This window comes from Microbacterium sp. Leaf436, from assembly GCF_001424715.1.
In the GTDB taxonomy this organism is placed as follows: domain Bacteria; phylum Actinomycetota; class Actinomycetes; order Actinomycetales; family Microbacteriaceae; genus Microbacterium.
Genome location: NZ_LMRB01000004.1, coordinates 500,688 through 524,469 on the forward strand (window position 1 = coordinate 500,688; position 23,782 = coordinate 524,469).

24 protein-coding genes and 1 tRNA gene are annotated in these 23,782 nt (G+C 71.8%); 12 read left to right on the forward strand and 13 right to left on the reverse strand.

What is annotated here, in order from left to right:
- Positions 1–314: 314 nt before the first annotated feature.
- The gene (locus tag ASG45_RS14705) at positions 315–746 is read left to right on the forward strand and encodes a MarR family winged helix-turn-helix transcriptional regulator (RefSeq protein WP_055839225.1); all 432 of its coding nucleotides are present in this window, start codon (positions 315–317) and stop codon (positions 744–746) included.
- 54 nt (positions 747–800) lie between these two features.
- Here the strand turns inward: ASG45_RS14705 and ASG45_RS14710 are convergent, their stop codons facing one another.
- Positions 801–2,297, reverse strand: coding sequence for an L-serine ammonia-lyase, iron-sulfur-dependent, subunit alpha (locus tag ASG45_RS14710; protein ID WP_055839228.1), 1,497 nt, complete (start codon positions 2,295–2,297; stop codon positions 801–803).
- A gap of 146 nt (positions 2,298–2,443) precedes the next feature.
- On the opposite strand from ASG45_RS14710, the gene ASG45_RS14715 reads away from it, so the two are divergent.
- Positions 2,444–2,516: transfer RNA gene (locus tag ASG45_RS14715), tRNA-Arg, on the forward strand.
- 134 nt (positions 2,517–2,650) lie between these two features.
- On the opposite strand, the gene ASG45_RS14720 is transcribed toward ASG45_RS14715, so the two are convergent.
- The 4 genes from ASG45_RS14720 to ASG45_RS14735 form a co-directional block, all read right to left on the reverse strand.
- Positions 2,651–4,930, reverse strand: coding sequence for a hypothetical protein (locus ASG45_RS14720; protein ID WP_055839231.1), 2,280 nt, complete (start codon positions 4,928–4,930; stop codon positions 2,651–2,653).
- A 51-nt stretch (positions 4,931–4,981) separates the two neighbouring features.
- Positions 4,982–5,194 (reverse strand): hypothetical protein, encoded by a 213-nt coding sequence (locus tag ASG45_RS14725; protein ID WP_055839234.1) that lies wholly within the window; start codon positions 5,192–5,194, stop codon positions 4,982–4,984.
- Positions 5,195–5,278: 84 nt separating this feature from the next.
- Positions 5,279–5,914: a hypothetical protein gene (locus ASG45_RS14730; protein ID WP_055839237.1), complete on the reverse strand. Its 636-nt coding sequence runs from the start codon at positions 5,912–5,914 to the stop codon at positions 5,279–5,281.
- Between the two features lie 54 nt (positions 5,915–5,968).
- A complete protein-coding gene (locus ASG45_RS14735) occupies positions 5,969–6,397 on the reverse strand; it encodes a YdeI/OmpD-associated family protein (RefSeq protein ID WP_055839238.1) in 429 nt (142 codons plus the stop codon).
- A gap of 272 nt (positions 6,398–6,669) precedes the next feature.
- On the opposite strand from ASG45_RS14735, the gene ASG45_RS14740 reads away from it, so the two are divergent.
- The 4 genes from ASG45_RS14740 to ASG45_RS14755 are packed head-to-tail and all read left to right on the forward strand — an operon-like array spanning position 6,670 to position 9,145.
- Positions 6,670–7,080 carry a DUF4383 domain-containing protein gene (locus ASG45_RS14740; RefSeq protein WP_055839241.1) on the forward strand — a complete coding sequence of 137 codons (411 nt, stop codon included), beginning with the start codon at positions 6,670–6,672 and terminating at the stop codon, positions 7,078–7,080.
- Between the two features lie 38 nt (positions 7,081–7,118).
- Positions 7,119–7,613, forward strand: coding sequence for a hypothetical protein (locus ASG45_RS14745; RefSeq protein WP_156459474.1), 495 nt, complete (start codon positions 7,119–7,121; stop codon positions 7,611–7,613).
- 48 nt (positions 7,614–7,661) lie between these two features.
- Positions 7,662–8,594: an oxygenase MpaB family protein gene (locus ASG45_RS14750; protein WP_055839245.1), complete on the forward strand. Its 933-nt coding sequence runs from the start codon at positions 7,662–7,664 to the stop codon at positions 8,592–8,594.
- On the forward strand, positions 8,591–9,145 hold the full coding sequence (locus tag ASG45_RS14755; protein ID WP_055839248.1) for a J-domain-containing protein: 555 nt from the start codon (positions 8,591–8,593) through the stop codon (positions 9,143–9,145). The genes ASG45_RS14750 and ASG45_RS14755 overlap by 4 nt, the downstream gene beginning before the upstream one ends.
- Before the next feature lie 123 nt (positions 9,146–9,268).
- On the opposite strand, the gene ASG45_RS14760 is transcribed toward ASG45_RS14755, so the two are convergent.
- The gene (locus tag ASG45_RS14760; protein WP_055839251.1) at positions 9,269–10,102 is read right to left on the reverse strand and encodes an aldolase/citrate lyase family protein; all 834 of its coding nucleotides are present in this window, start codon (positions 10,100–10,102) and stop codon (positions 9,269–9,271) included.
- Positions 10,099–11,550 (reverse strand): cation:dicarboxylate symporter family transporter, encoded by a 1,452-nt coding sequence (locus ASG45_RS14765; protein ID WP_055839253.1) that lies wholly within the window; start codon positions 11,548–11,550, stop codon positions 10,099–10,101. Before ASG45_RS14765 ends, ASG45_RS14760 begins: the two co-directional genes overlap by 4 nt.
- A gap of 137 nt (positions 11,551–11,687) precedes the next feature.
- On the opposite strand from ASG45_RS14765, the gene ASG45_RS14770 reads away from it, so the two are divergent.
- Together ASG45_RS14770 and ASG45_RS14775 are read left to right on the forward strand one after the other, a co-directional pair.
- Entirely contained in the window at positions 11,688–13,280 is a 1,593-nt protein-coding gene (locus ASG45_RS14770) for a sensor histidine kinase (RefSeq protein WP_055839256.1), read from the forward strand.
- A complete protein-coding gene (locus ASG45_RS14775) occupies positions 13,277–13,960 on the forward strand; it encodes a response regulator (RefSeq protein WP_055839260.1) in 684 nt (227 codons plus the stop codon). The genes ASG45_RS14770 and ASG45_RS14775 overlap by 4 nt, the downstream gene beginning before the upstream one ends.
- Before the next feature lie 101 nt (positions 13,961–14,061).
- Here ASG45_RS14775 and ald read toward each other — a convergent pair whose 3' ends face one another.
- On the reverse strand, positions 14,062–15,147 hold the full coding sequence (ald, locus tag ASG45_RS14780; RefSeq protein ID WP_055839263.1) for an alanine dehydrogenase: 1,086 nt from the start codon (positions 15,145–15,147) through the stop codon (positions 14,062–14,064).
- Between the two features lie 154 nt (positions 15,148–15,301).
- Here ald and ASG45_RS14785 point away from each other — a divergent pair, with 154 nt between their 5' ends.
- Both ASG45_RS14785 and ASG45_RS14790 read left to right on the forward strand, forming a co-directional pair.
- The gene (locus ASG45_RS14785) at positions 15,302–15,775 is read left to right on the forward strand and encodes an Lrp/AsnC family transcriptional regulator (protein ID WP_055839265.1); all 474 of its coding nucleotides are present in this window, start codon (positions 15,302–15,304) and stop codon (positions 15,773–15,775) included.
- A gap of 110 nt (positions 15,776–15,885) precedes the next feature.
- On the forward strand, positions 15,886–16,890 hold the full coding sequence (locus ASG45_RS14790; protein WP_055839268.1) for a hypothetical protein: 1,005 nt from the start codon (positions 15,886–15,888) through the stop codon (positions 16,888–16,890).
- Between the two features lie 10 nt (positions 16,891–16,900).
- Here the strand turns inward: ASG45_RS14790 and mmuM are convergent, their stop codons facing one another.
- From mmuM to ASG45_RS14815, 5 genes are all read right to left on the reverse strand, one after another.
- On the reverse strand, positions 16,901–17,755 hold the full coding sequence (gene mmuM, locus ASG45_RS14795; protein WP_055839271.1) for a homocysteine S-methyltransferase: 855 nt from the start codon (positions 17,753–17,755) through the stop codon (positions 16,901–16,903).
- On the reverse strand, positions 17,752–18,258 hold the full coding sequence (locus ASG45_RS14800) for a MarR family winged helix-turn-helix transcriptional regulator (protein ID WP_055839275.1): 507 nt from the start codon (positions 18,256–18,258) through the stop codon (positions 17,752–17,754). Before ASG45_RS14800 ends, mmuM begins: the two co-directional genes overlap by 4 nt.
- A gap of 202 nt (positions 18,259–18,460) precedes the next feature.
- The gene (locus ASG45_RS14805) at positions 18,461–20,017 is read right to left on the reverse strand and encodes a tripartite tricarboxylate transporter permease (RefSeq protein WP_055839278.1); all 1,557 of its coding nucleotides are present in this window, start codon (positions 20,015–20,017) and stop codon (positions 18,461–18,463) included.
- Complete coding sequence (locus ASG45_RS14810; protein ID WP_055839282.1) at positions 20,005–20,646, reverse strand: tripartite tricarboxylate transporter TctB family protein; 642 nt, start codon at positions 20,644–20,646, stop codon at positions 20,005–20,007. The genes ASG45_RS14805 and ASG45_RS14810 overlap by 13 nt, the downstream gene beginning before the upstream one ends.
- Positions 20,643–21,635 carry a Bug family tripartite tricarboxylate transporter substrate binding protein gene (locus ASG45_RS14815; protein WP_055839284.1) on the reverse strand — a complete coding sequence of 331 codons (993 nt, stop codon included), beginning with the start codon at positions 21,633–21,635 and terminating at the stop codon, positions 20,643–20,645. The genes ASG45_RS14810 and ASG45_RS14815 overlap by 4 nt, the downstream gene beginning before the upstream one ends.
- Positions 21,636–21,776: 141 nt before the next feature.
- Here ASG45_RS14815 and ASG45_RS14820 point away from each other — a divergent pair, with 141 nt between their 5' ends.
- Together ASG45_RS14820 and ASG45_RS14825 are read left to right on the forward strand one after the other, a co-directional pair.
- Positions 21,777–23,030: an ATP-binding protein gene (locus tag ASG45_RS14820; RefSeq protein ID WP_055839288.1), complete on the forward strand. Its 1,254-nt coding sequence runs from the start codon at positions 21,777–21,779 to the stop codon at positions 23,028–23,030.
- On the forward strand, positions 23,027–23,740 hold the full coding sequence (locus ASG45_RS14825) for a response regulator (protein ID WP_055839290.1): 714 nt from the start codon (positions 23,027–23,029) through the stop codon (positions 23,738–23,740). The genes ASG45_RS14820 and ASG45_RS14825 overlap by 4 nt, the downstream gene beginning before the upstream one ends.
- Positions 23,741–23,782 lie beyond the last annotated feature (42 nt).

The following is a 23,782-nucleotide window of genomic DNA, read 5'->3' on the forward strand; positions in this document are numbered from 1 at the left end:
GTCGACCAGCCTAGGGAGGCTCCGGTCGAACGACGAAAAGCAGCCGATGCGGATCCGGCTGCGACCCGGAGTCCCCCCGGCGAACGCGATCACGAAAAGATAACGGCGAACTCTTCCCTTCCGTTATCTCGTCGTTATAGAGTGCTCGCACGGTAGTTGTTTTGCTGTGGCAGCTACCGACATGTGATTGCAGGACACTCTTGGTGCAGGGACAAGGGCCGGTCGGAAGCCTCTCCGACCGGCCCTTACTCTTTGTCCACAGGACGGACCCGAGAGCGCGTCCTCCCGAGGCGTCCTCCCTCTACGCTGAATGCATGACCGATCGACGTCTCGCCGTGCAGGCGTGGGAGAGCCTCTTCCGCGCACAGCACGAGGTGTTCGAAGACATCCGGTCCGACTTCGACAGCACCGAGCTGACGCAGGCCGAGTACGACGTGCTCCTCACCGTCACGCGGTCGCCGCACATGACGGCACGCCTGCGCGACGTCACGGGCAACATGCTCATCAGCCAGCCGAGCGTGTCGCGCCTGGTCGAGCGCATGGTCACGCGGGGTCTGCTCACCAAGTGCGCCGACCCCGAAGACGGTCGAGGCTCGCTCGTGACCGCCACCGAAGCCGGCGCCGTCACGTTCCGGGGCATCGCCGCCGCGCACGGCCGCTCGATCGCCGCGCGCATGGCGCGCCTCGACAACGACGAGCTCGCCCAGCTGCAGGCACTCACCGCGAAACTGCGCGCCCCCGCCTGACGGCGGCCTCCTGGCCGGTCCGTGGGCGCGCTGCGACCAGCCGAGCCACGGGCGTCAGCACTCGATGACGTTGACCGCCAGGCCGCCCTCGCTGGTCTCTTTGTACTTCGTCGACATGTCGATGCCGGTCTGGCGCATGGTCTCGACCACGGCGTCGAGCGAGACGTAGTGCGAGCCGTCGCCGCGCAGGGCGAGCCGCGCCGCGGTGACCGCCGTCGACGCGGCGATGGCGTTGCGCTCGATGCAGGGGATCTGCACGAGCCCACCCACCGGATCGCACGTCAGGCCCAGATGGTGCTCCATCGCGATCTCGGCCGCGTTCTCGATCTGCCGGTTCGTCCCACCCATGACGGCGGTGAGACCACCCGCGGCCATCGCGCACGCGGAGCCGACCTCGGCCTGGCATCCGCCCTCGGCGCCCGAGATCGACGCGTTGGCTTTGAAGAGCGAGCCGAGGGCCGTCGCGGTGAGCAGGAAGCGGCGGATGCCACGACGACGGTTCGCCTCGGCCACGTCACCGTCGTCCCACGCGGCGACCTCGCCGCGGGTGACGGCGTGGCCGTCGTACCCGAGAAGAGCGCTGCCCACCAGCTCGCCGTAGGGGGTCACGGCGTTGCCCGCCCCCAGTCCCGAGTCGGCGAGGAAACGCCACCAGTACATCGCCACCGCCGGAAGGATTCCAGCCGCGCCGTTCGTGGGCGCCGTCACGACTCGACCACCGGCCGCGTTCTCTTCGTTCACGGCGAGCGCGAACGCCCCGAGCCACTCCCCCGGCAACTCTCGATGGCCCTCGGCCTCGATGGCATCCAACTGTCCTCGGATGACGGCGGCTCGGCGCTTGACCTTCAGGATGCCGGGGAGCACCCCGTCGTTGCGCAGGCCGGCGTCGACGCAGGTGGCCATGGCGTCCCAGATGCGGTCGAGGCCCGCGGCGATCTCGTCGTCGGAGCGCAGGGCCGCTTCGTTGAGGCGCGCGGCTTCGGCGATGGTGATGCCGCGCTCGTCGCACAGCTCGATCAGGGTGGCCGCGTCGTCGAAGGCGAGCGGCATGGGCGCAGCCGCGACACCCGACAGTTCTCCCTCGCGGCGGATGAAGCCCCCGCCGATCGAGTAGAACGTCTCCTCAACGAGGACGACCCCGTCGGCGTCGCGCGCGACGAGGGTGAGGGCGTTGGGATGCCCGGGAAGGCGCGTCCGGGGCACGAGGGCGACATCGCTCTTCGCGAACGGGATCTCGTGCTCGCCGGCGAGGCGGAGGGAACGCCCGTCGGGCCAGTCCGACCACGCGCGGCGAACGGCATCCGGGTCCACGGTCTCGGGCTCGAGGCCCTGCAGGCCCGCCACGACGGCGTCGGGGGTGCCGTGGCCGATGCCGGTCGCACCGAGCGATCCGTAAAGCGCGCACGAGACGGATGCCACCCGCTCGAGGATGCCGTGAGCGCGCAGCCGGGCGGCAAAATCGACGGCCGCGCGCATGGGGCCGACGGTGTGGGAGCTCGAGGGTCCGATCCCGATGGAGAACAGCTCGAACGCGGAGACGTAGGCGCTCATGTCGCCAGCGTACGTGTCCCGTCCGACACCGTGTGGTCACCGGTGCGCCACGCCCGGGATGCACGCCGTTCGGGGCCGATTAGACGTGCCCCGGGGTCGCGGCTATGCTTGACCACGGCCTGCGCGCCGTTTCGCGCGGAGGCCCTGCGCCCGTAGCTCAATGGATAGAGCATCTGACTACGGATCAGAAGGTTAGGGGTTCGAGTCCCTTCGGGCGCACACTGTGTTGAGACAGTAGAGGTCCGGTCCGGAAGAAATTCCGACCGGGCCTTGTCTCGTTTTCGGGCGGAGACGATCCGCCGCCGCGATTCGGTGCTGCTCTCCCTGCCTCGCGGAGAGAGCAGCACCGGATCTCAGCTCGTCGTCCGACGCCTCCGCGCGGCCAGCAGAACGCCGGCGGCGATGATCGCTCCCGCGACGGGAAGAAGCCCGAGCCACACCACGGTGCCACTCTGGGCGAGCCCGCTCGGACGGCCGGGGGCGGCCGACGCGGTCGGGTCCGCGGAGGCCGTCGGCTCAGGCGAGACGCTCGGCTCCGGCGACGCGGTCGGATCCGGCGACGCGGTCGGCTGCGGAGACACCGTCGGCCGCGGCGCGGGGTCGTTCATCGCGGCGGTCATCATCGCGAACCACTGCCACGGTGCCGACGCACCGCCCGGAAGGGCCCCCGCGTATTCGTCCCCCCGGACTCCGCCGAACCGCGGCTCGGCAGCGACGATGTCCTGGAGCGATCGAGCGAGCTCGTCGGGCGAGGTGAACGCGCTTCCCGCGGGGCAGAGAGCGGGCGAGGTGCTGGCCGACAGGACGACCTTCTCGGGCGGCATCTCCAGTTGGGCGACCAGCCGGCGGTAGTCGTCGCCGGTCACCACGGCGTCGCAGGCGAGGCGAAGGGCGAACCACGCCACGTCGTCGCCGCGCGCCGCCGCGACGGCGGGATAGTCGGGAGCCGAGTCGCTTGCTCCCGCGAACGCCGCCTCGTCACCGACGAGCGACACTGTGGACAGCGGGCCGAGATCACGGCGCAGAGCGTCGACCAATCGCACGATCATGCCCGTGTCGAGGTCCGTGCGGATGTCGAGCTCCACGGCGTCGAACGAGTTCATCTGCAGATACCCGCGGAGGTTCCCGTAGTAGCGGTCGAAGTCCTGGCTCAGCACCGACCAGATCGACGCGGACTCGCCGCCGAGGGTCACGACGACGGGGATCCCGGCAGCACGGACCTCGGCGAGCTCGGCCCGTGCGTCCGGGTCGGTGTCGGCGAAGAAGGGCTCTCCATTCCTGAGGAACGCGCCGTCGTCTCTCAGATCGAACGCGCCGAAGGCGACGGCATCCACTCCCGTGTCGCGGGTGACGAGGTCATGGAGCGGGATGATCTTCGCGCCGTCGTTCGTGGTCCGGTACGTGGCGATCGTCTTCGTGGCGGTCACGGGCCGCGGAGTGATCGACGATGCGTCCACCCGCACGACATCGACGTCTGCGCCCGTGCCGTCCAGGTGGATCGAGACGCCCGTCGCGGCATCCGTGTACGTCTCGCCGACGCGCAGCGGGGCGTCCAGCAGCGTCGCCTCATTCCGGACGTCGGGATGCCGGCCATCGGCGAACTCGACCTGGATCGGGCCGTCGCCCGTCGTGCGAGACACGTCGACGGTGGACACGAGGACGCCCTCGTGGGGAATGCCGATGTCCCACTTCTCGGCGCGCCGGGACTCGACGGTCAGCACGCGCGAGGCGTCGAGACGCACCGCGGCGAGCAGGGTCGGGCCGTCGGACTGCACCGGCGAGAGAGACACGGTGCGCGTCTCACCGGGCAGCACGCAGGCGACCTGTGCGTCGCTCGCCCAGCCGAGCATCCATCGGTGCCAGGCGAAGTACGCATGCCCCGGACCGATTGTCGAGCCCATCAGGTCCCATGGCCCGGTCCATCGCGTGGACGGTGCCCCGTCATTGGACGTGTCGTACAGGTCGGGCAGACCGAGGACGTGACCCATCTCGTGCGTGGGCACCCAATGGCCGCCCCCGTTGAGATCGACCTGCCGCAGCAGCGCCCCGTGCGTCAGAGTGCGTCCGTCGGCCACGACCTGGTAGTCGTTGCCCGCGTGAGAGCGGAAGGCATCGCGCGGGGTCTTCGTCGTCCAGACCACCCAGACCACGTCGACGTTCGAGAAGTCGACGACGTCGTCGGTGGCGGCGACGGCACTCGCGAGATCCTGCTGACCCTCTTCCCACTCGGCAGAGGATCCGGCCAGGCGCGTCCACACGGGATGCGACCGTCGCTGAAGGGTCAACGCGCCGCGCGAAGCATCGTCGAGCGCCGTCACCGAGACGTCGAGGGTCTCCTCGATCCCGGGGATCTCCCGAGGGTCTCCGGGCGCATCGTCGAAGTCGACGTACAGCGTCGCGACCACCGGGGAACCCGAGGGGGGAAGCGCGTTCGCCGGCAGGGGGAATCCCTCCCGAAGCGGGCTGTCCCCCGCCGGCGCACGGCACGCGGCGGCCCCGGGTGCCGGCGGCGCATCGACCGCCGACGCGGCCGTGGCCACGCCGCTGGGCACGAGGGCGCTCGCCGTGAACGCGAGCGTCGCGAGGATGGTCAGGAATCGAGAGGGGCGACGCGGATGTCCCAGCGGTTTCACGGGCGAAGCTTATCGACTCGAGAAAGCGCGTTCTTCGAGCGAGATCGCGTCTCAGGAGAGCGGGCCGGACTCGTCGCCGGGCGCGGCATCGTCCCGCGCTGATGTGCGCTGCAGGACCGCGATGGCCTCGCGCAGGGAATCGAGCGATGCCTCGATGTCGTCGTAGTGGTGCACGAAGCCGTTCGCGTCGCGCGCGCTCACCGACACCATCGCGTACCCCGGCCGGGCGACCCGTGCCGCGCGTCCGGACCGTCGCTTCGCCATGGCATCCGCCTTCCGTGTGCCATCGACCGCGGCTGCGCACGGCGTCGGCATCTGACGCCACCCTCGCGACGCCACGAGATCGCGTCAGAGAGCGGCCGACTTCTTCTTCTTGCCGCTCTTGCCGCCGCCGGTCGTCGGCGCGGCCTCGGAGGCCGCCTCGGCCGCCTCGGCCTTGTCTTTCGCCCGGCGCTTCGCCTGCGACGCGAGGCGGGCGAGGTCGACCATGCGCAGGGCATCCATACGGGCACGCCGCATCGTCGCGTACTCGGGATCGGCGTCGGCCGTCATCCCCTCGACGTCGAGACGCTGGCTGAGGTTGGCTTCGACGTCGCCCCACGCCGCGATGCGCGCTGCGGCGACGAGCTGGCGCACGCGCTCGGGATCGTCGGCGAGGGCACGAAGCTCTTTGGCGACGCCGTGCGACTGCTTGGCACGACGGCGCAGGTTGCGGGTGTCTCGGTCGCGGTAGTCGTGCGTTCCCGACGAGTCGGAGAATCGGCCCCACGCACGCTTTCGCTGATGCGTCACGCGTTCGGCGGCCTGGTCCTGCTCGTCGGCGAGGGAGCTCAGGGTCTTCCGGGCGAACTCCGCGAAGACGTCACCGTCGAAGTGACCGCCCCGGGCGATCGTCTCGACCAGGATGCGGTTGCGCAGCGAAAGCCGGGCCGCGGCCGTCGCGATCGACAACCCCTCGGCAATGGCTTCCTTCGTGCGCCCCACGTGACCTCCCGCTCCAGGCTATCGGTCGCGCGTCCCCCACGCGGTCCGTCGAGCTCAACCGAGCTTCGTCGCGAGGGAGGTGATGCGCCGCGCGCGGGTGTCGGCCGTTTTGGCCCCCTCGACGTTCGCGACGTGGGCCTTTCGGGCGCTGGGAGCGAGAGCGTCGAACGCGGCGCGCGCGCCCGCCGCGTCGAGAGCCGCGGCGAGATCGTCGGGGACCTCGACGGTGCGCGGAGCGGTGTCGAGTCGCAGCTCGACGACGATCGGATCGCCGCCCGACAACCCCGTCGCCGCGCGTTTGTCGGCCGAGAACGGGATGAGCTGCCGCCCGCCCATGACGGCGAGCGTACTGGGATAGACGTACCCGTTCACATCGACCACGACGGCGGCGCGTCTGCCGCCGCCGAGGGCCTCGACCACCTCGGCGGGCACCTCGATACCGGTGTTGTTGCCCATCTGCGACAGGGTCGTCTCGAAACGCATGACCGCAGTGTGGCAGAACCGCGGGTTACGTGAACAGCGAGGGAAACGCAAGACCCCGAATCCGCATCCGGGGCCCACCTATAGTCGGTGACGTAGCGGAGGGCCTCGGAGAGTACTCGGGGGCCTTCTGTCGTTTATCGGAGCGGATCGACGCGCCCGGGTTCTACCGGATCGCCTGCCACTGACGCAAAGGCCAATCCAATCCATGCATTGCCTTCGAAGATGAGGTGACGCGGCCGGACGGTCGCTGCCAACTCTCTGGGAGGTTCATCATGAGCTCATCACCCAACCGTCTCGTGGCCACCGTCTTCGGCGCTGTCTACCTGCTCGTGGGTCTGCTCGGCTTCGCCGTCACCGGCGGTGTCGGATTCATCGCCACGCAGGGTGGCCTGCTGCTGGGCATCTTCGAGGTCAACCCGCTGCACAACATCGCCCACCTTCTGATCGGTGGCGCCCTGCTCGTCGCGGGTCTGGCCAACGCACGTGCCGCCAAGGGCGTCAACACGACCGTCGGCGCCGTCTACCTGCTGCTCGGTATCGTCGGCTTCTTCCTGGTCGGCACCTCGGCGAACATCCTCGCCCTGAACGTGCCCGACCACTTCCTGCACCTCGGCAGCGCCGTCGTGCTGCTGGGTGTCGGCCTGGGCACCGAGCGCAACGTCCCCCGCACCGCAGCGGTCTGACGATGACCGCCGCGACGTTCGTACGGTCGTGGCCCTCCGTGTCCGCATGGGGGGCCGGGCTCATCACCGCCGCCCTCGGTGCGGGCGCCATCATCACCACCGGCTCCGGGGTCGCCGCGCGCGGCCTCGGAGTCGGGGCGGTGGTCCTCGGACTCGCCGCCCTCGTGTGGGGCGCCGCGGTTCTCTCCGCCGGGCGCCTCGTCACCCCCCGGGCCGCTCTCGCGGGCAGCCTGGTCTCTCTGTTCACCGTCTTCGCCCTGATGTTCGCCGCTTCCGCGCGCACCAGCATCGTGGCCGTCGCCGCGGCATCCTTCCTACTGGTGGTCGTCGGCGCGACCACGGCCGTGCACCTGCGCCGGCAACGCCGAGCCGCCGCACCCGAGCGCACCGCCAAACCCATGAGCGTGATCGGCCTGCTGGTCGCCGCCGCCGTCATCGCCGTCGTCGTCACCCCCGCCCTCGGCGCCACGCAGAACGCCGTGCTGCTGCGCGACGACGGCACCGTGCCCGTCATCACCCACGAAGGTCACTGACCCTCTCTCCACGGAGCCCACCCGCTCAGACGGTGGCACGCTGGAAGGGTGACCGACGCTCCCCACTCCCCCGCTCCCGACTGGATCCAGTCGCTGCGCGGGAAGATCCTCGTCGCCCTCGCGGGCGACCCGACCGGCATGGCCCCCTACGTGCGCGCGATCGCCGAGGGCGACGACGCCGGCTACTTCGTCGAGAACGGTCCCGCGTGGACCGTGCACGCCGGAATGGGCACGCTGGTCGCCGGCATCCGTGCCCTGCTGCTGCAGGCGCTGCACCCGGGGGCGCTGGCGGGCGTGCACGACTGGTCGCGCTACCGCGAGGATCCGATCGGACGCCTCACCGGCACGGTGCGCTGGGTCATCACGTTGACCTACGGCTCGCGCACGCAGGCGGATGCCGAGACCGCCCGCGTCGGACGCTTCCACCAACGGGTGAAGGGCGAGTACCAGGCGGGCGACGGGGAGGAACGCCGGTACACGGCCGAGGCGCAGGACCTCGTGCGGTGGGTGCACCTGGCCTTCACCGATGCGTTCCTCGCCGGGCACGAGGCCTCGAAGAAACCCATCCCCGGCGGACCCGATGCCTACGTCGCCGACTGGGCGACCGCGGGGCGGCTCATGCGGGTCGTCGACCCGCCCCTCACGCGCGCGGCCCTGCGCGCCGAGATCGACGGGTTCTGGGAGCGTGGCGAGCTGCGCGGAGACGAACGGGTCGCGGACGTGGTCTCGTTCCTGCGCCGACCGCCGTTCCCCGGCGTCATGGGGTTGTCGTACCGCGTGCTGTTCGCGGCGGCGGTGGCGACGATCCCCCGCCGCTACCGGAAGATGCTCGGCGTGCGGCGCTGGCCTCTTCCCGTCCTGACGCTCACGCGCGTGATCCTGCGCGTCACCGAGCGGGCCCTGGGCTCCGGCCCGCGGGCCCAGGACATGGCGCGCGAGCGGCTGCGGCGCCTGGAGCGTGAGGGGCGGGAAGCCGCGTGAGCGACGACCCCCGCCAGGCAGCCGAACGGTATCGCCTCGATCGCGCGCTCCGAGACGACGGCCTGCTCGAACCCGCGTCGGATGAGCGTCCGGCGCGGGGGTCGACGGCCGCCGAACGCGCCGCCTTCGTCGAGACGGCGATCCAGCAGGCGATCCGTCGCGGCGAGTTCGACGACCTCCCCGGCGCGGGCAAGCCCCTGCCCGACCTCGGCGGCGCTCACGACCCCGACTGGTGGATCCGCCGCAAGATCGAGACCGAGCAGCTCACCGGCCTCGGACCGCCCGCGCTGACCCTGCGCGTCGAGCACGCCGAGATGGCGCAGAGGCTGGACGCGCTCACGCGCGAGCCCGAGGTGCGGGAGGCCGTGGAGGACTTCAACCGCCGGGTCATCGAAGCCCGCCGTCAGCTGCAGGGCGGGCCGCCGGTGGTGACGCCGACCGTCGACGTCGAGGCCGAGGTGCGGGCATGGGGTGAGCGGCGGCGTGCACGCGAGGCGGCGGTCGCTGTGGCACCGGCTCGGCGTCGGCGTTGGTTCGGGCGGGGCCGCTGAGGCGCCGACCGGCTGGGGGCCCGGGGCGCTGAGACGGAGACCCGGCGACAGACGGATCCCGACCTCGTCGACACCACCGGGGCCTGAATGCGGGCCGGCCCCGCGACAGGCTCAGGGCTGCGGTCAGAGCGAGGCCAGCGCTTCGGCGCGCTCCACCAGGGCGCGGGCACGCGCGAGGGTCGGGGCGTAGGAGCCGTCGACCGGACCGTCGGGCGTCGCCGACAGCAGCGCGAGAGCGGCGTCGACCTCGGCCGGCGACGGCGTGAACGCGGCATGTGCGCCGGCGACGGCGGCATCGTGGAGCGCGAGCGTGCCTGTGAATCCCATCGCGACGGCGTGCGCGGCGGCATCCTGAGCCTGATCCACCGGGCCGCACGGGCCGTCGATCGGTCCGGCGATACCGGCCGCGGCGGAGGCGACGACCAGCTGCGCCCGCGGCCACGACAGGGCGAGACGGTCGGTGCCCATGCCGGTGTCGCGGCGGAAGTCGCCGGTGCCGAACGCGAGACGGCGGGTGGCCGGGTGCGCGGCGATCGCGGGGGCGGCCAACAGGGCCGCGGCCGATTCGACCATGGCGACGATGGGAGCACCGGCGGGAAGGGATGCCGCCACATGGGCGACGTCGGCAGGCCCGGCGCACATCGCCAGCACGACGCCGGCCAGGCGGTCATCGAGCTCGCGCCCGAGAGCGAGGTCGGCCTGACCGTCGCGGGTTCCGGCGGCGCTGATGCGCAACCACACCGGAGCGTCGGAGGCCGCGGCGCGGGCGCGGTCGCGACCCTCGGCCTTGCGGCCGGCCGGGAGGCCGTCTTCGAGGTCGAGCACCAGCACGTCGGCCGACGTCTCGAGTCCGCCGGCGAGCGGCGACCGCAGCATCCACGTACGCGCGAGGTCGACACGCGCCGGGGCGGGGGCGGCCGAAGCCGCCCCCGCCGAGGTGTCGTGCGTCAGGCTCACGAACGACCCCGCGCCGCTGCCTCCGCCGCCGCCTGGGCGCGGAAGGCGTCGAGCGACTGCGTGTCGACCTTGACGGCGGGGCCGGCGCCGACCTCTGCCGAAGCGAGCTCCTTGGCATCCGCCGCCGGGGTGGCCGAGTGGTCGTGTCCGGTGAGCAGGGTCTCGTCGAACGGGATGTTGCCGGAGAGGACCTCGCGCACACGCTGACCGTCGTACTGCTTGGTCCAGACGCCGATCAGCATCGTGGCCACGGCGTTGCCGGTGAAGTTGGTGACCGCACGGGCCTCCGACATGAACCGGTCGATGCCGACGATCACGCCGACGCCGTCGACCAGGTCGGGGCGGTAGGCCGAGAGGCCGCCGGCGAGGGTGGCGAGGCCCGCACCGGTGACACCGGCCGCCCCCTTCGAGGCGATGATCATGAAGATCATGAGGCCGATCTGCTCGCCGATCGACATGGGCGAGCCCATGGCCGAGGCGATGAACAGCGACGCCATCGTGAGGTAGATCGCGGTGCCGTCGAGGTTGAACGAGTAGCCGGTCGGGACGGTGATGCCGACGACGGGCTTCGAGACACCGAGGTGCTCCATCTTGGCGATGAGGCGGGGAAGAGCCGCCTCGGACGAGGAGGTGCCGACGATGAGCAGGTACTCGCGACCGAGGTACTTCATCAGCGTGAAGATGTTGGTGCGGGTCACGACGTAGAGCAGCGTTCCGAGCACGAGGGTGATGAAGAGGAAGCACGTGAGGTAGAACGCGCCCATCAGGACACCGAGGCTGATCACAGCCTGGAAGCCGGTCTTGCCGACGACCGCGGCGATCGCGCCGAAGGCACCGATCGGGGCGAGCCAGAGGATCATGCCGAGGATGCGGAAGACGAGCACCTGGAAGTTGCGGATGCCCTCGACCATGCGAGCACCGCGCTCGCCCATGCCCTGCAGGGCGAAGCCGACGAGGAGGGCGATGAACAGCACCTGCAGGATGCTGCCGCCGGTGAACGCCGAGAAGAACGTGGTTGGAATGATCCCGAGGATGAAGTCCTGGGTCGTGGTCGCTTCCGCGGCCGCCTCGTACGTCGAGCCCGAGATGTTGAGGCCCTCGCCGGGGTGGATGATGTTGCCGACGACGAGGCCGATGATGAGCGCGAACGACGACATCACGAGGAAGTAGACCATCGCCAGGCCGCCGATCTTGCCGACCGTGGAGGCCTTGGCGATCGAGCCGATGCCCACGACGATCGTGCAGAAGATGACCGGGGCGATCATCATCTTGATGAGGCTGACGAAGCCCTTGCCGACCGGCTCGAGCGTGGTGGCGAACGCCGGAGCGACGAGACCGACGACGACACCGGCGACGACGGCGATGATGACCGAGATGTAGAGCCAGTGGTTGCGGTCGATCTTCTTGCGAGGCCGACCGTCTCGGGTGGTGCGGAGTGAGAGTGCCATGGGCGACTTCCCCTTTTCTGAACGCCTTCGTTGAGTCCGGCGGGGGTGCCGGTCGATGTCATGACTTTGATCGACGCGGGACGCGGGAGCGATTTGTGGTCGTATTGTTCACGGCAAGCGCGACGAAAGGTGCGGTGATGCGACTGAGCGTGGGTGGACGCCTGGCGCTCGTGGCGCTCGGCGTCGTCGTGCTCGTCGCGGGAGTCCTCGCCGCCCTGCTCTCGATGCAGCTGAGCGACTCCGGCCAGCGCGAGGCCGAGCAGGTCACGCGCTCGGTCGCCGAGACGTTCGCGCACGAACCCGACGTCGCCGACCTCGTCGAACGCGGCGACTCCGACGCGCTGCAGCCCATGGTCGAGTACATCCTCGACGACGCCTCACTGTCGTTCGTGACGATCATGACCCCCGACGGCATCCGGCTCACCCACCGCAACCGCTCCGAGATCGGGCAGCAGTACCAGGGCTCGCGGGCCGAGGCCCTCGCGGGCGAGTCGTTCACCGAGGTGTACGAGGGGACGCTCGGCCCCTCGGTGCGCACGATCGTCCCGATCCGCGACGGCGGCGACGAGAACGGCACCATCGTCGGACTCGTGGCCGTGGGCGTGACGCTCGGCGCCGTGCAGCAGGACCTCGCCGCCCGCGTGCCGGTGATCGTCGCCGCCGCCGCCGCCATCGTCGGCTTCGGCGTGCTGGGCGCCCTCTACATCCGCCGCAGTGCGCGCCGCGTGACGGGGTCGTACACCCCGGGCGAGCTGTCGCGCCTCGTCGAGAGCTACGAGACCGTGCTGCACTCGCTGCGCGAGGGGCTCGTGGTCACCGATCGCGACGGACGCATCGTGCTGTACAACGACGAAGCCGCCGACCTGCTCGCCCTGCCACCGGCGACGAGCGGGCAGGTCTCGCTCGACCCCCGCGACGTCGAGATGGACGCCGCCCTGGCCGACGCCATCGTCACCGGGCGGCGCATGGTCGAGGAGACCATCGTCAACGGGGACCGCGTGCTCCTGGTCAACCAGGAGGAGGCCCGCGACCTCGCCGGCCGCCGCGCCCCCGAACGCGGACACGTCATGACCCTGCGCGATCGCTCCGAGCTGCAGGCGCTGCTCGGCGAACTCGAGGGCGTGCGCACCCTCAGCGACACCCTGCGCTCGCAGACGCACGAGCACGGCAACCGGCTGCACGCGCTGCTGGCGCTTCTCGAACTCGGGCGGATCGACGACGCGCGGCGGTTGATCGTGGCATCCACGGGGGAGCGACAAGAACTCGCCGACCGCCTGGTGTCCGACGACGAGGGCGCCGTGGTCGTCGCGTTGCTGCTCGGCAAGCTCGACGAGGCCGCCGAGCGGGACGTGCGCCTCGACCTCGACGTCGCCGAACCGACGCCCGCACTGCCCCTGGCCCCGGCCGAGGCGGTCACGATCGTGGGGAACCTCGTCGACAACGCCCTGGATGCCGCGAGCTCGGGCGCCGAGCCGCGGTGGGTGCGCGTGGTGGTGCGCGAGGGCGGCGGCGACGTCGTGCTCGAGGTGAGCGACAGCGGAGCCGGGTTCGACCCCGCGCTGGACGACCCCTTCGCCTTCGGGGCGTCGACCAAACCCGCCCACGCCGTCGGCGGGCGCGGCGTGGGCCTGGCCCTCGTGCGCGACATCGTCGCGGCGCACGGAGGCACCCTGCAAGTGGGCACCGACCCCACGACCGTGCGCGTGTTCCTGGCGGGGGCGCCGTCGTGATCCGGGTGCTGGTCGTCGACGACGACGCACTCGCCCTCGAACTGCACACCGCCTACGTCGCGCGAGTGCCGGGCTTCGAGGTGGTCGGGCAGGCCGCCGGCGCCCGGGCCGCGCTCACCGCCCTGTCGGACGCGCAGCGCCGCATCGACCTCGTGCTGCTCGACATGACCATGCCCGACGGCTCGGGTCTCGACGTCGCCCGGCGCGTGCGCGCCGCGGGCTCGCGCGTGGACATCATCGCCGTCACGGCGGTCCGCGACGCCGCGACCGTGCGCGCCGCGGTCTCGATCGGCGTCGTGCAGTACCTGATCAAGCCGTTCGCGTTCGCCGCGTTCCGCGAGCGCCTCGAGGCGTACCGCGCGTACGTCGAGGGCCTCGACCGCGCAGCCGGAGAGGCCACGCAGTCCGAGGTCGACGCGCTGCTCGGGTCACTGCGCACCGTGGCGCCGCCCCTCATGCCGAAAGGCCTGAGCGACGAGACGCTGCAGGCCGTGGCGGAACGGGTGCGCACGGCATCCGGAGCCGTGTCGTCGACCGAGGTCGGCGAGAGCGAGGGCATGTCGCGCGTCACCGCCCGGCGCTACCTCGAGCACCTCGCCGACGTCGGCCGCGTGCGCCGCGAGCCCCGCTACGGCGGACAGGGGCGCCCCGAGATCACGTACGCGTGGGTGCGGGGCTGAGTCGCTCGAGCCCCCGTCGAGTGTCCAGGACACGCCGCTCGGGCGCGCAGGCGCGCGGCGTGTCTCGGACACTCAACAGGGGGTGAAGGACGTCTGGGGAGTCAGAGCGAGAAGGCGGCGCGGACGCCCTCGTTCACCACGACGCCGGCGCGCACGTTCAGCCCCCTCGCGAGGGCGGGATCGGCGGATGCCGCGGACTCCCAGCCCGCGTCGGCGATCCGCGTGATGTAGGGGAGCGTTGCGTTCGACAGCGCCCGCGTCGAGGTGTGCGGAACGGCGCCGGGCATGTTGGCGACGCAGTAGTACAGCGCCTCGTGCACGCGGAACGTGGGGGCGTCGTGCGTGGTCGCGCGGGAGCCCTCGAAGCAGCCGCCCTGGTCGATCGCGATGTCGACGAGCACCGAGCCGGGCTTCATCGACGCGACCATCTCGTCGGTGACCAGCTTCGGGGCGGCGGCGCCCGGGATGAGCACCGAACCGATCACGAGGTCGGCGTCGGCGAGCTGCTCCGCGATCTCGAGGCGCGTCGAGACGCGGGTCTCGATGGCGCCGCCGAAACGCTCCTCGAGCTGGCGCAGCTTGGGCAGCGAGATGTCGACGACCGTCACCCGAGCGCCGAGGCCCAGCGCGTTGGCCGCGGCGTGCTCGCCCGCGACGCCGCCGCCGATCACGACGACCTTGGCCCGCGGGGTGCCGGGAACGCCACCCGGAAGCAGGCCGCGCCCGCCCGACGCGCGCAGCAGGTGATGCGCGCCCTCGATGATCGACAGGCGTCCCGCGACCTCGCTCATGGGCGCCAACAGCGGGAGCGCACGGTCGGCGGTCTGCACGGTCTCGTAGGCCACGGCCGTGGTGCCCGCGGCCATGAGCGCGTCGGTGAGAGGGCGGTCGGCGGCGAGGTGCAGGTAGGTGAAGAGGGTGAGGTCGCGGCGGAGGAAGCCGTACTCGGGCGCGATGGGCTCCTTCACCTTGACCAGCAGCTCGGCTCGCGCCCACGTCTCGTCGGCGGTCGGGACGATCTCGGCCCCCGCCGCGCGGTACTGCTCGTCGGAGAAGCCGCTCCCGACCCCGGCACCGGCCTGCACGAGAACCTCGTGGCCGCGGTGCACGAGCGCGTCGACCCCGGCGGGGGTCATGGCGACGCGGTTCTCGTTGTTCTTGATCTCAGTCGGCACAGAGACGCGCATGGGTTCCTCCTCGAGCGGATGGGCGTGCCGGAAGAATCGCAGAACAGGGTGTTTCGGTGGTGTAAATCCGTAGATTCTTCGCGCAGTGGTCGAGGAGCGCGCGTATCGTCGGATCCTGACGCTCCGAGCGCGACCGACGGCCGAAGGATCTGCGATGCCCGACGACGAACTGCACCCGCACGACGCCCGCATCATCGAGCTGCTCTCGGTCGACGCGCGCATGACCAACGCGGCACTGGCCGAGGCGCTGGGGGTCGCCCCCTCGACCGCGCACTCGCGCCTGCGCTCGCTCGTCGACCGCGGCCTCGTCACCGGGTTCCACGCCGCCGTCGATCAGCGTCGCCTCGGCCGCGGGCTGCAGGCGATCGTCGGCGTGACGCTGCGGCCCGGGCAGCGGCAGGAGAGCATCCACGCCTTCGCGCACGAAGTGCGCCGGCATCCCGACGTCATCCAGCTGTTCTTCCTGGGCGGCGCCGACGACTTCCTCGTGCACATCGCCGTCGACGACTCCTCGGCCGTGCGACGCTTCGTCGTCGATCACCTCTCGGCGCGGCACAGCGTGGCATCCACGCGCACGAGCATCATCTTCGAGTACCACCGCAACGCCGTGGCGGCCGATTTCGACTGATCCCGCGTACGGCGACGTCGACTCCCTGTCACGTTCCACGCCCGGCGTCAACACCCGCCCCCACTCCACGGCGCGTGCGGCGCGGCGGCATGATGGGGCGCGGGGGTGCCATGCTGCTGTCGATCGGGGTGCTCGTGATGTGCGCCGGCCTGGCCGCCGGCATCATCGTCATCGTGCTGCCGCGCGTGGGAAGCCCCACCCCTCTCGGCGTCTTCCTGCGACTGTCATCGGTGGCGGGCGCCATGTCGGTGGGCGCGGGAACCCTGTACGTGGTGCGCTTCAACGGCGGTGGAGCGGTGTCACAGGTGATGGCCGACACCGCCATGGTGCTCGGCCCGGCGACGATGTGCCTCGCGGTGTCGGCGCCCCGCGGGCGGCGCCTGCGCGCGGCCGTGGCTTTCGTGCTGGTCGTCGGGGCGGGGGTCGCGGCGAGCTCCGCGCTGCTTCCGCACGGCGGCGCGCTCGTGGTCAAGGCGGCCGCTCTCGCCCTCAGCTGCACGGTCTGCGCGCTGCTCACCGTGCGCAACCGCGCGCTCCCCCGAAGCTCTCGACGAGTGCTGCTCGTGACGACGGCCGCTTACGCCCTCTACTCGGCGGGTCGGGCGGTGACGGCGCTGCCCGGTCTGGGATCCCCCGCCGCCGACCTCGTCTTCTCGCCCGCGGGGATCGTCGTCGCAGCCATCACGGCGATGATGCTGACGGGACTCTCGGTCGCCCTCGTGGGGCGCCCGGCGACCGTCGGAACCTACGCCGATCGCCGGCCCCGCACCGCCGTGGTGATCGGCGACTGGAAGCTCGCGACCGCGGCGTACGGAAGAGACCGCGTGCTCGCCCTGCTGCTGGACCTGCGCTTGGCCGCCCGCGAGGTCGACCCCTCGGCCGTCGACGCGATGCACGGCGTCGAAGTCGCGCACCCCTCGGCCGTCTCGACGCTCAGCGCGCGCATGCGCGACTCCCACGGCTGGAAACCCGAAGAGGTCGCGCTGCTCACCACCGCCGCTCCGCGTTCGCTCCGCCGCAGCGATCGGGAGCTGCCGCCGTCGGTGACTCCGCTCGCCGGCGGGGAGGTCGTCGACGGGGACGGCGCCGCGCTCCCCGGGGTCGACGCGCGGTGACCGTGCGGGGTCAGCGCACCGCCGCCGCGATCGCGGCGATGTCGACCGGCATCGAGCGGCAGCAGCCTCCCACGATGCGCGCTCCCGCGGCGACCCACGCGGGTACGCCTTCGGCCAGCGGGGCGGTGCCGCCGTGCCAGGTGCGGGTCTCGGCATCCCACCGCTCCCCCGTGTTCGGGTAGGCGACGAGCGCCATGCCGGGCGCCTCGGCCAGCGCGGGCAGCACCGTGTCGGGCGCGCAGCAATTCACGCCGACGGCGAGGACACCGGGAACGGATGCCGCGAGGCGCAGCGCCGCGGCCCGAGAGCCGGGAACGGAGAAACCGGTGCTGTCGGCCGAGAGGCTCACCACCGCGGGGACTCCGAGGTCGGCGAGCTCGAGCGCCACCGCCTCGAGCTCGAGGGGAGAGGGGATCGTCTCGACCGCGAGCACGTCGGCCCCGGCGTCGGCCAGCACGTGCAGGCGCCGTCGATGCGCGCGACGCAGCTCGTCGAGCGACAGGCCGTACTCTCCCGTGTACTCACTGCCGTCGGCGCGCAGCGCTCCGACCGGACCCACGGATGCCGCGACCACGACGTCGGCGGGCTCTCGCGCGAGCGACACCGAACGCCGCAGGAGCGTCTCGACCTCGTCATCGGGGATCTCTCCGCCGAACCCCACCTGATACGACGCCGTGATCACGATCTCGGCGCCCGCGGTCGCGAACTGCGCGTGCGCCGCGCGGATCTCGTCGGGGGCGTCGCGCAACACCTGCGCCGACCAGAGGGCCGACGATACGTCGTTGCCACGGGCCTCGAGCAGGGTGCCGAGGCCACCGTCGAGCACGACGGGACGCTGCCGTAGGGTCGCGGCGAGGTCGATCACGCCTCGTGCGTCTCGCCCGCAGCGAGCACGCGCAGGGCGCTGGCGAGCAGGGCCTGGTCACCGCGGCTGACATCGCGCAGGGCCTCGCCCTCGAGGCGGACGAGCTCGGTCATCGCGGCGTCGACGCGCTCGATGCCCTCGGGAGTGATCGCGACGAGGATCGCGCGGCCGTCGGACGGATTGGGGCGTCGGTGCACGAGAGCGCGCTCGGCGAGCTTGTCGAGACGGTTGGTCATGGCCGCGCTGCCGATCATCGTGGCGGTGATCAGGCGCGTCGCGCTCAGCTCGGTGCCCGCGCGGCGGAGCACGGCCAGCACATCGAACTCCCACACGGCGATGCCGGCGCTGGCGAACGCCTTCGCGCGCAGCTTCGACAGGTGGAACGCCGCACGGCGCAGGCGCGACATGACGTCGAGCGGGGTGAGGTCGACCTCGGGCAGCAGCTGCGACCAGGCGTCGATGAGCAGGTCGACCTCGTCGTCTTTGCTGCTGGCGGTAGTCACACCTCGACGGTACCGGAGCCGCGAGGGGATGCGGCGCGCGACGGGGGCGTGTGCGGGGCTTTGGGAGGTGCGCCGGCCGAGAGGCGCGGCGCCCTACGTCGGCCGGAGGGCGTCGAGTGTCCGAGACGCGCCGCGCGACGAGGGGCACGACCGGCGTGTCTCGGACACTCGACCTGGGGGAAACGCCGAGGAGGCGCAGCGGTCAGCGACGCCCGGCGGGCACCGGCGCGTCGCGGCGGGCGGCGGCCTCGAGGCGCTCGCGGCGCGCATGGCGGGCGTGCTGCAGCACGCTCACCGTCACGATGATCGCGAGCAGCGCGTACAGCACGATGGTCAGCGGCGAGGCGACGAGGATCGTGGGGTCGCCCTCCGACACGGCGAGCGCCCGGCGCAGCTGCGTCTCGGCCATGGGTCCGAGGATCGCGGCGATGAGCACCGGAGCGAGCGGGATCGAGAAGCGCCGCATGACGAACCCGACGACGCCGATCGCCAGCGCGAGCCACAGGTCGACCACGCGCGAGGCGATCGCGTAGACACCGAGCATCGCGACGACGGTGATGCCCGCGTACAGGTAGTGGCGCGGGATGAGCAGGAGCTTGGCCCAGACCGCCGCGAACGGCAGGTTGATGATCAGCAGGATGATCAGGCCCAGGAACAGGCTCGCCAGCAGCGGCCAGACGAGATCGCCGGAGCGTTCGAACAGCAGTGGGCCCGGCTGCATCCCGTACTGCTGGAACGCGGCGATCATCATCGCCGCCGTGGCCGAGGTGGGGAGGCCGAGTCCGAGCAGCGCGCCCATGGCGGAGCCGGCGGTGGCGTTGCCGGCAGCCTCGGGGGCGGCGACGCCCTGAATCGCTCCGCGCGAGCCGAAATCGGTGTCACCGCGGCGGCGGGCGAGGCGCTTCTCGGTGCCGTAGGCCAGGAACGTCGGTACCTCCGACCCGCCGACCGGGATCGCCCCGAACGGGACGCCGAACGCCGTGCCCCGCAGGAACGCGGGCAGGGCCTGACGCCATTCGCTCCGTGACAGCAGCGGCGAGCCGCTGGGTGTGACGAGCTTGCCCGGTCCGCCCGCGCGGCGGATGTGCGACGACACGTGCAGCACCTCGCCGATGGCGAGCAGACCGACCGTGATCACGATGATCGAGATCCCGTCGAAGAACACGGGGCTGCCGCCGGTGAAGCGTTCGGCTCCCGTCATCCCGTCGATACCGACCAGCGCCAGGGCGAAGCCGAGCCCCAGGGCGACGAGACCGCGCACGATCGAGTCGGCCACGACGGCCGAGATCGCCACGAACGCGAAGACGGCGAGCGCGAAGTACTCCGCGGGGCCGAAGACCTTGGCGAGTTCGACGATGTACGGGGCGAAGAACACCACCAGCACGCACGCGATCGTGCCGCCGATGAAGGCGCCGATGGCCGACGTGCCGAGCGCCTTCGCCGCCCTGCCGCTCTTGGCCATCCGATGACCCTCGAACGTCGTCGCGATCGCCGAGGAGTTGCCGGGGGTGTTGAGCAGGATGCCGGCGGTCGAGTCTCCGAAGAGCCCCCCGAAGTAGATGCTCGCGAACATGATGAACGCGCCGGTGGGGTCGAGGCTGAAGGTGACCGGCAGCAGCAGCGCGACCGCCATGGCCGAGCCGAGGCCCGGGAGCACGCCCACGGCGGTGCCGAGCACGGCGCCGATGACGAGGAAGAGCAGGTTCTGCGGTGTGAAGGCGACCGCGAATCCATCGGCGAGGTTGATCAGCTGATCCACGGCGAGAGTCCTTCCAGGATGCCGGCGGGAAGCGACAGGCCCAGGCCCGCGCCGAAGGCGAGCTGCACCAGCGACGACACGATGATGCTCACGCCGATGTCGAGAAGGGGCCGGCGACTGCCGAACGCCCACGAGAGCACCCAGAACAGGGCCGCGGCCGAGAGGAGCCAGCCGAGCACCGGCAGCACCACGATGAACGCGGCCAGGCTGACGACGGTGATCCCGAGGGTCCGCCAGTCGACGCGTGCCGGCGCCGACGACGAGGCGACGTCTTCGGGTGAGACGACACGGATCTCGCCGGTCTCGTCGATCGCGCCGAGGTCCTCGAGCATCTCGTTCGAGATCTCGACGGGGTCGTCGGCGACGTGGGAGCGGCGGGTCGTGCGGAGCACCTCGACGAGCAGGCCGACACCGGCGAGCCAGAGGAAACCGCTGACGAGCATCGGGAAGAACTGGGGACCGGGGACGGCGACATCGGCGGGCACCTGCATGGTGACCGTGCCGTGGGTCATGAACCCGGCGAGGACGAAGACTCCCGCGACGACCACCAGCTCGCTGCGGCCGGTGTACCAGCGGGGCGTGCGCTGCACGCGCAGCGATCCCGTGGTGAGGGTGGACGGTTCGGTCACAGACCCAGCTCCTTCATGATCGCGGTCGTGCGTTCGGTCTCGTCCGCCAGGTATGCGGCGAACTCCTCGCCGGCGAGGAAGCTGTCGACCCAGCTGTTGCGGGCGAGCACCTCTTGCCAGGCGTCGGTCTCGCGCATCTCGGATGCCATGGCCACCAGTTCCGCGTGCACCTCGTCGTCGATGCCGGGCGGCGCCACGAGCCCGCGCCAGTTCGACATGGCGACATCGACCCCCTGCTCGCGGAAGGTGGGCACGTCGACGTCGTCGAGCGGCTCCTCGGCCGACAGCGCGAGGGCGCGGAGATTGCCCGACTCGATCTGGTCGCGGAACTCGTTGTACCCCGAGAGCCCCGCCTGCGTGGTGTGGGACAGCAGCGAGGTGACGACCTCGCCACCGCCGGGGTACGCGAGGTAGTTCACGCGCTGCGGATCGATGCCGCCCTGCTGGGCCAGCATGCCGGCGAGCAGGTGGTCGATGCCGCCGAGCGACCCGCCCGCGATGGCGGTGCCCTCGGGGTCGGCGAGGAACGCGGCCATGAAGTCGTCGAGGGTCTGGAAGGGCGAGTCGCCGGGCACGACGAGCACGTTGAAGTCGTCGGCGAGGCGCGCGATGGGCCGCACGTCCTCGAGGCTCACGGGCGAGCGGTTGACGATCACGCCGCCCACCATGACGCCGCCGGTGACGAGCATGATGTCGTGCCGATCGCCCATCTCGGCGACCGCGCCGAGGCCGATGGTGCCGGCGGCTCCCGGGATGTTCATCACCTGCACGGCGCCGGCGATGCCCTCTTCGCGCATGACCTGCTGGGCCTCGCGGCCGAAGGTGTCCCACCCGCCGCCGGGGGCGGCCGGGGCCACGATGGTGAGCTTCGTGCGGGGGTTCGCCACCCCGCCGCTCGCTGCCGCGCTCAGACCCGCCGTCACGAACAGGGCGGCGGCGACGACGCCCACGATCGCTCCGGTGATCCGCTTTCGCGCTGATGACTGCATCGTCGCCCTCCCGGGACATCGTCGTTGCCGGATGAGAAGCTAGGTTGACAGCGCCGTCCCCCCTGCGGCGCCGTGCGAAGGCATTGCGCTCTTAGATGCTCACGATTCGCACTCACCCGCGATGCGCACGAGGAGGTGCCCATGTCGACCGCCCCCGTCGACCGCGCGGCCGACCGTGCGCCGGTGCGCGTGCGCCTCGCCGTGCTGCTCGCCCTGCAGTGCACCGTCGTGCTGGTGTGCGTGCTCGCCACGACCCTCGTCGCCATGTCGACGCAGGAGCGCAGCATCCGCACCGCGACCGAGGAGCGCGTTCTCGACGTCGCTCGGAGCCTCGCCGAGCTCGATCAGGTGCGGCGTGCCGTGCTGCTCGACGCCGACGCCGCCACCGCGGAGCTCCAGCCCCTCGCCGACGTCGTCGCCGCGGCATCCGGGGTGGATTACGTCGTGGTGACCGATGCCCGCGGCATCCGTCTCACCCACCCCAACCCGGCGGAGCGCGGGCGCAGCGTGTCGACGGATGCGACGGCGGTGCTGGCCGGCGAGACGTTCCTCGGCACCGAGACCGGCACGATCGGCCCGAGCCTGCGCGCCAAGGTGCCCGTGCGGGCGGGTGATGCGGAGACGGGGGCGGTCATCGGCACGGCCTCGGTCGGCGTGCTGGAGTCCGAGATCGCCGGCAGCTACGAGGAAGCCGTCGGCGGGTTGCTGCCCTGGGTCGCCGGGTCGATCGTGCTCGGCGTCGTGCTGAGCGGTCTGCTGACGGCGGCACTGCGTCGACGCGTGCGACGACTCGAAGCCGACGCGCGCGAACTCGAGACCCAGCGCCGCATCTCGGGCGCCCTGCGCGACCAGACGCACGAGTTCCACACGCGGCTGCACGTCATCCGCGGGCTCGTCGCCGAGGGCGAGACCGGCGACGCGCTGACCTACATCGGAGGGCTGGCGCCCGTGGCGTCCGGTCTCTCGATCGACGACCCGGCGCTGCGCGCCCTGCTCGACGGGCTGGCGGCCGAGCACCGGGGCCTGCGGGTCGATCCGGCGAGCCTCGTGCCGCGCGGAGTCGTCGACGACGACGCGCTGAGCGTCATCGGCAACCTCGTGCGAAACGCCGCCGAAGCGGCCGGTCCCGGCGGACGCGTCGACGTGCTCGTGCTCGCCGGCGACGAACGGCTCACGATCGACGTCGCCGACGACGGCCCCGGCGTGCCGCCCGCCGACGTCGCCCGCATCTTCGACCGCGGCGTCAGTTCGAAGGCCCCCTCGGGCCGCGGCGTCGGCCTCGACCTCGTGCGCCGCATCGCGGGAGCGCGCGGCGGTTCGATCACCGTCGGCGCGGCGGCCGCGGGCGGGGCGCGCTTCACGGTGGAGCTGCCGCACGCGGGGGTGCGGGCATGACCCCGGATGCCGCGATCCGCACCGTGATCGTCGATGACGACCCCGCGGTGGTGCGGCTGCACACCGCCTATCTCGAGTCGCTGCCCGGGTTCCGGCTCGTCGGGACGGCGCGGACGGGGGCCGCGGGGGCGGCGCTGGCGACGGGCACCGACGTCGAGCTCGTGCTGCTCGACATGAACCTGCCCGACTTCAGCGGCGTCGAGGTGCTGCACCGACTGCGGCTCGTGCGGGAGTGGAACGTCGACGTGCTCGTCATCAGTTCAGCCCGTGACACCCTGACGATCCGGCAGGCCGCGGCCGCCCACGTCGTGGGGTATCTCGCGAAGCCCTTCACGCGCGAGGCGTTCGTGCGCCGGCTCGAGGAATACCGCCGCGGTCGCGCCGCCCGCCCCGCCGAGGTGCCGGTGAGCATGGGGCAGGGCGACATCGACCGACTGGTGGGTCCGGCGACCGCTCCGGTGCGTGCGCTGTCGGCATCCGAGCCCCTCCTCCCCAAGGGCCTCGCGGAATCGACCCTGCACACCATCCGCGCGGCGCTGCACCCGGTGACCCCGGCGAGCGCCCGCGACGTCGCCGCCGCGTCGGGCGCCTCGCGTGCGACCGTGCGCCGGTACCTCGACGCCCTCGTGGCTCGCGGCGAGGTCGATGTCTCGCACCGCTTCGGCGCTCGCGGACGACCCGAGGTGCTGTACCGGCTGGCGGCGCGCTGACGCGGGGGTTCGAGTGCGCGGCGCCACCGGAGCTCGGCGCCG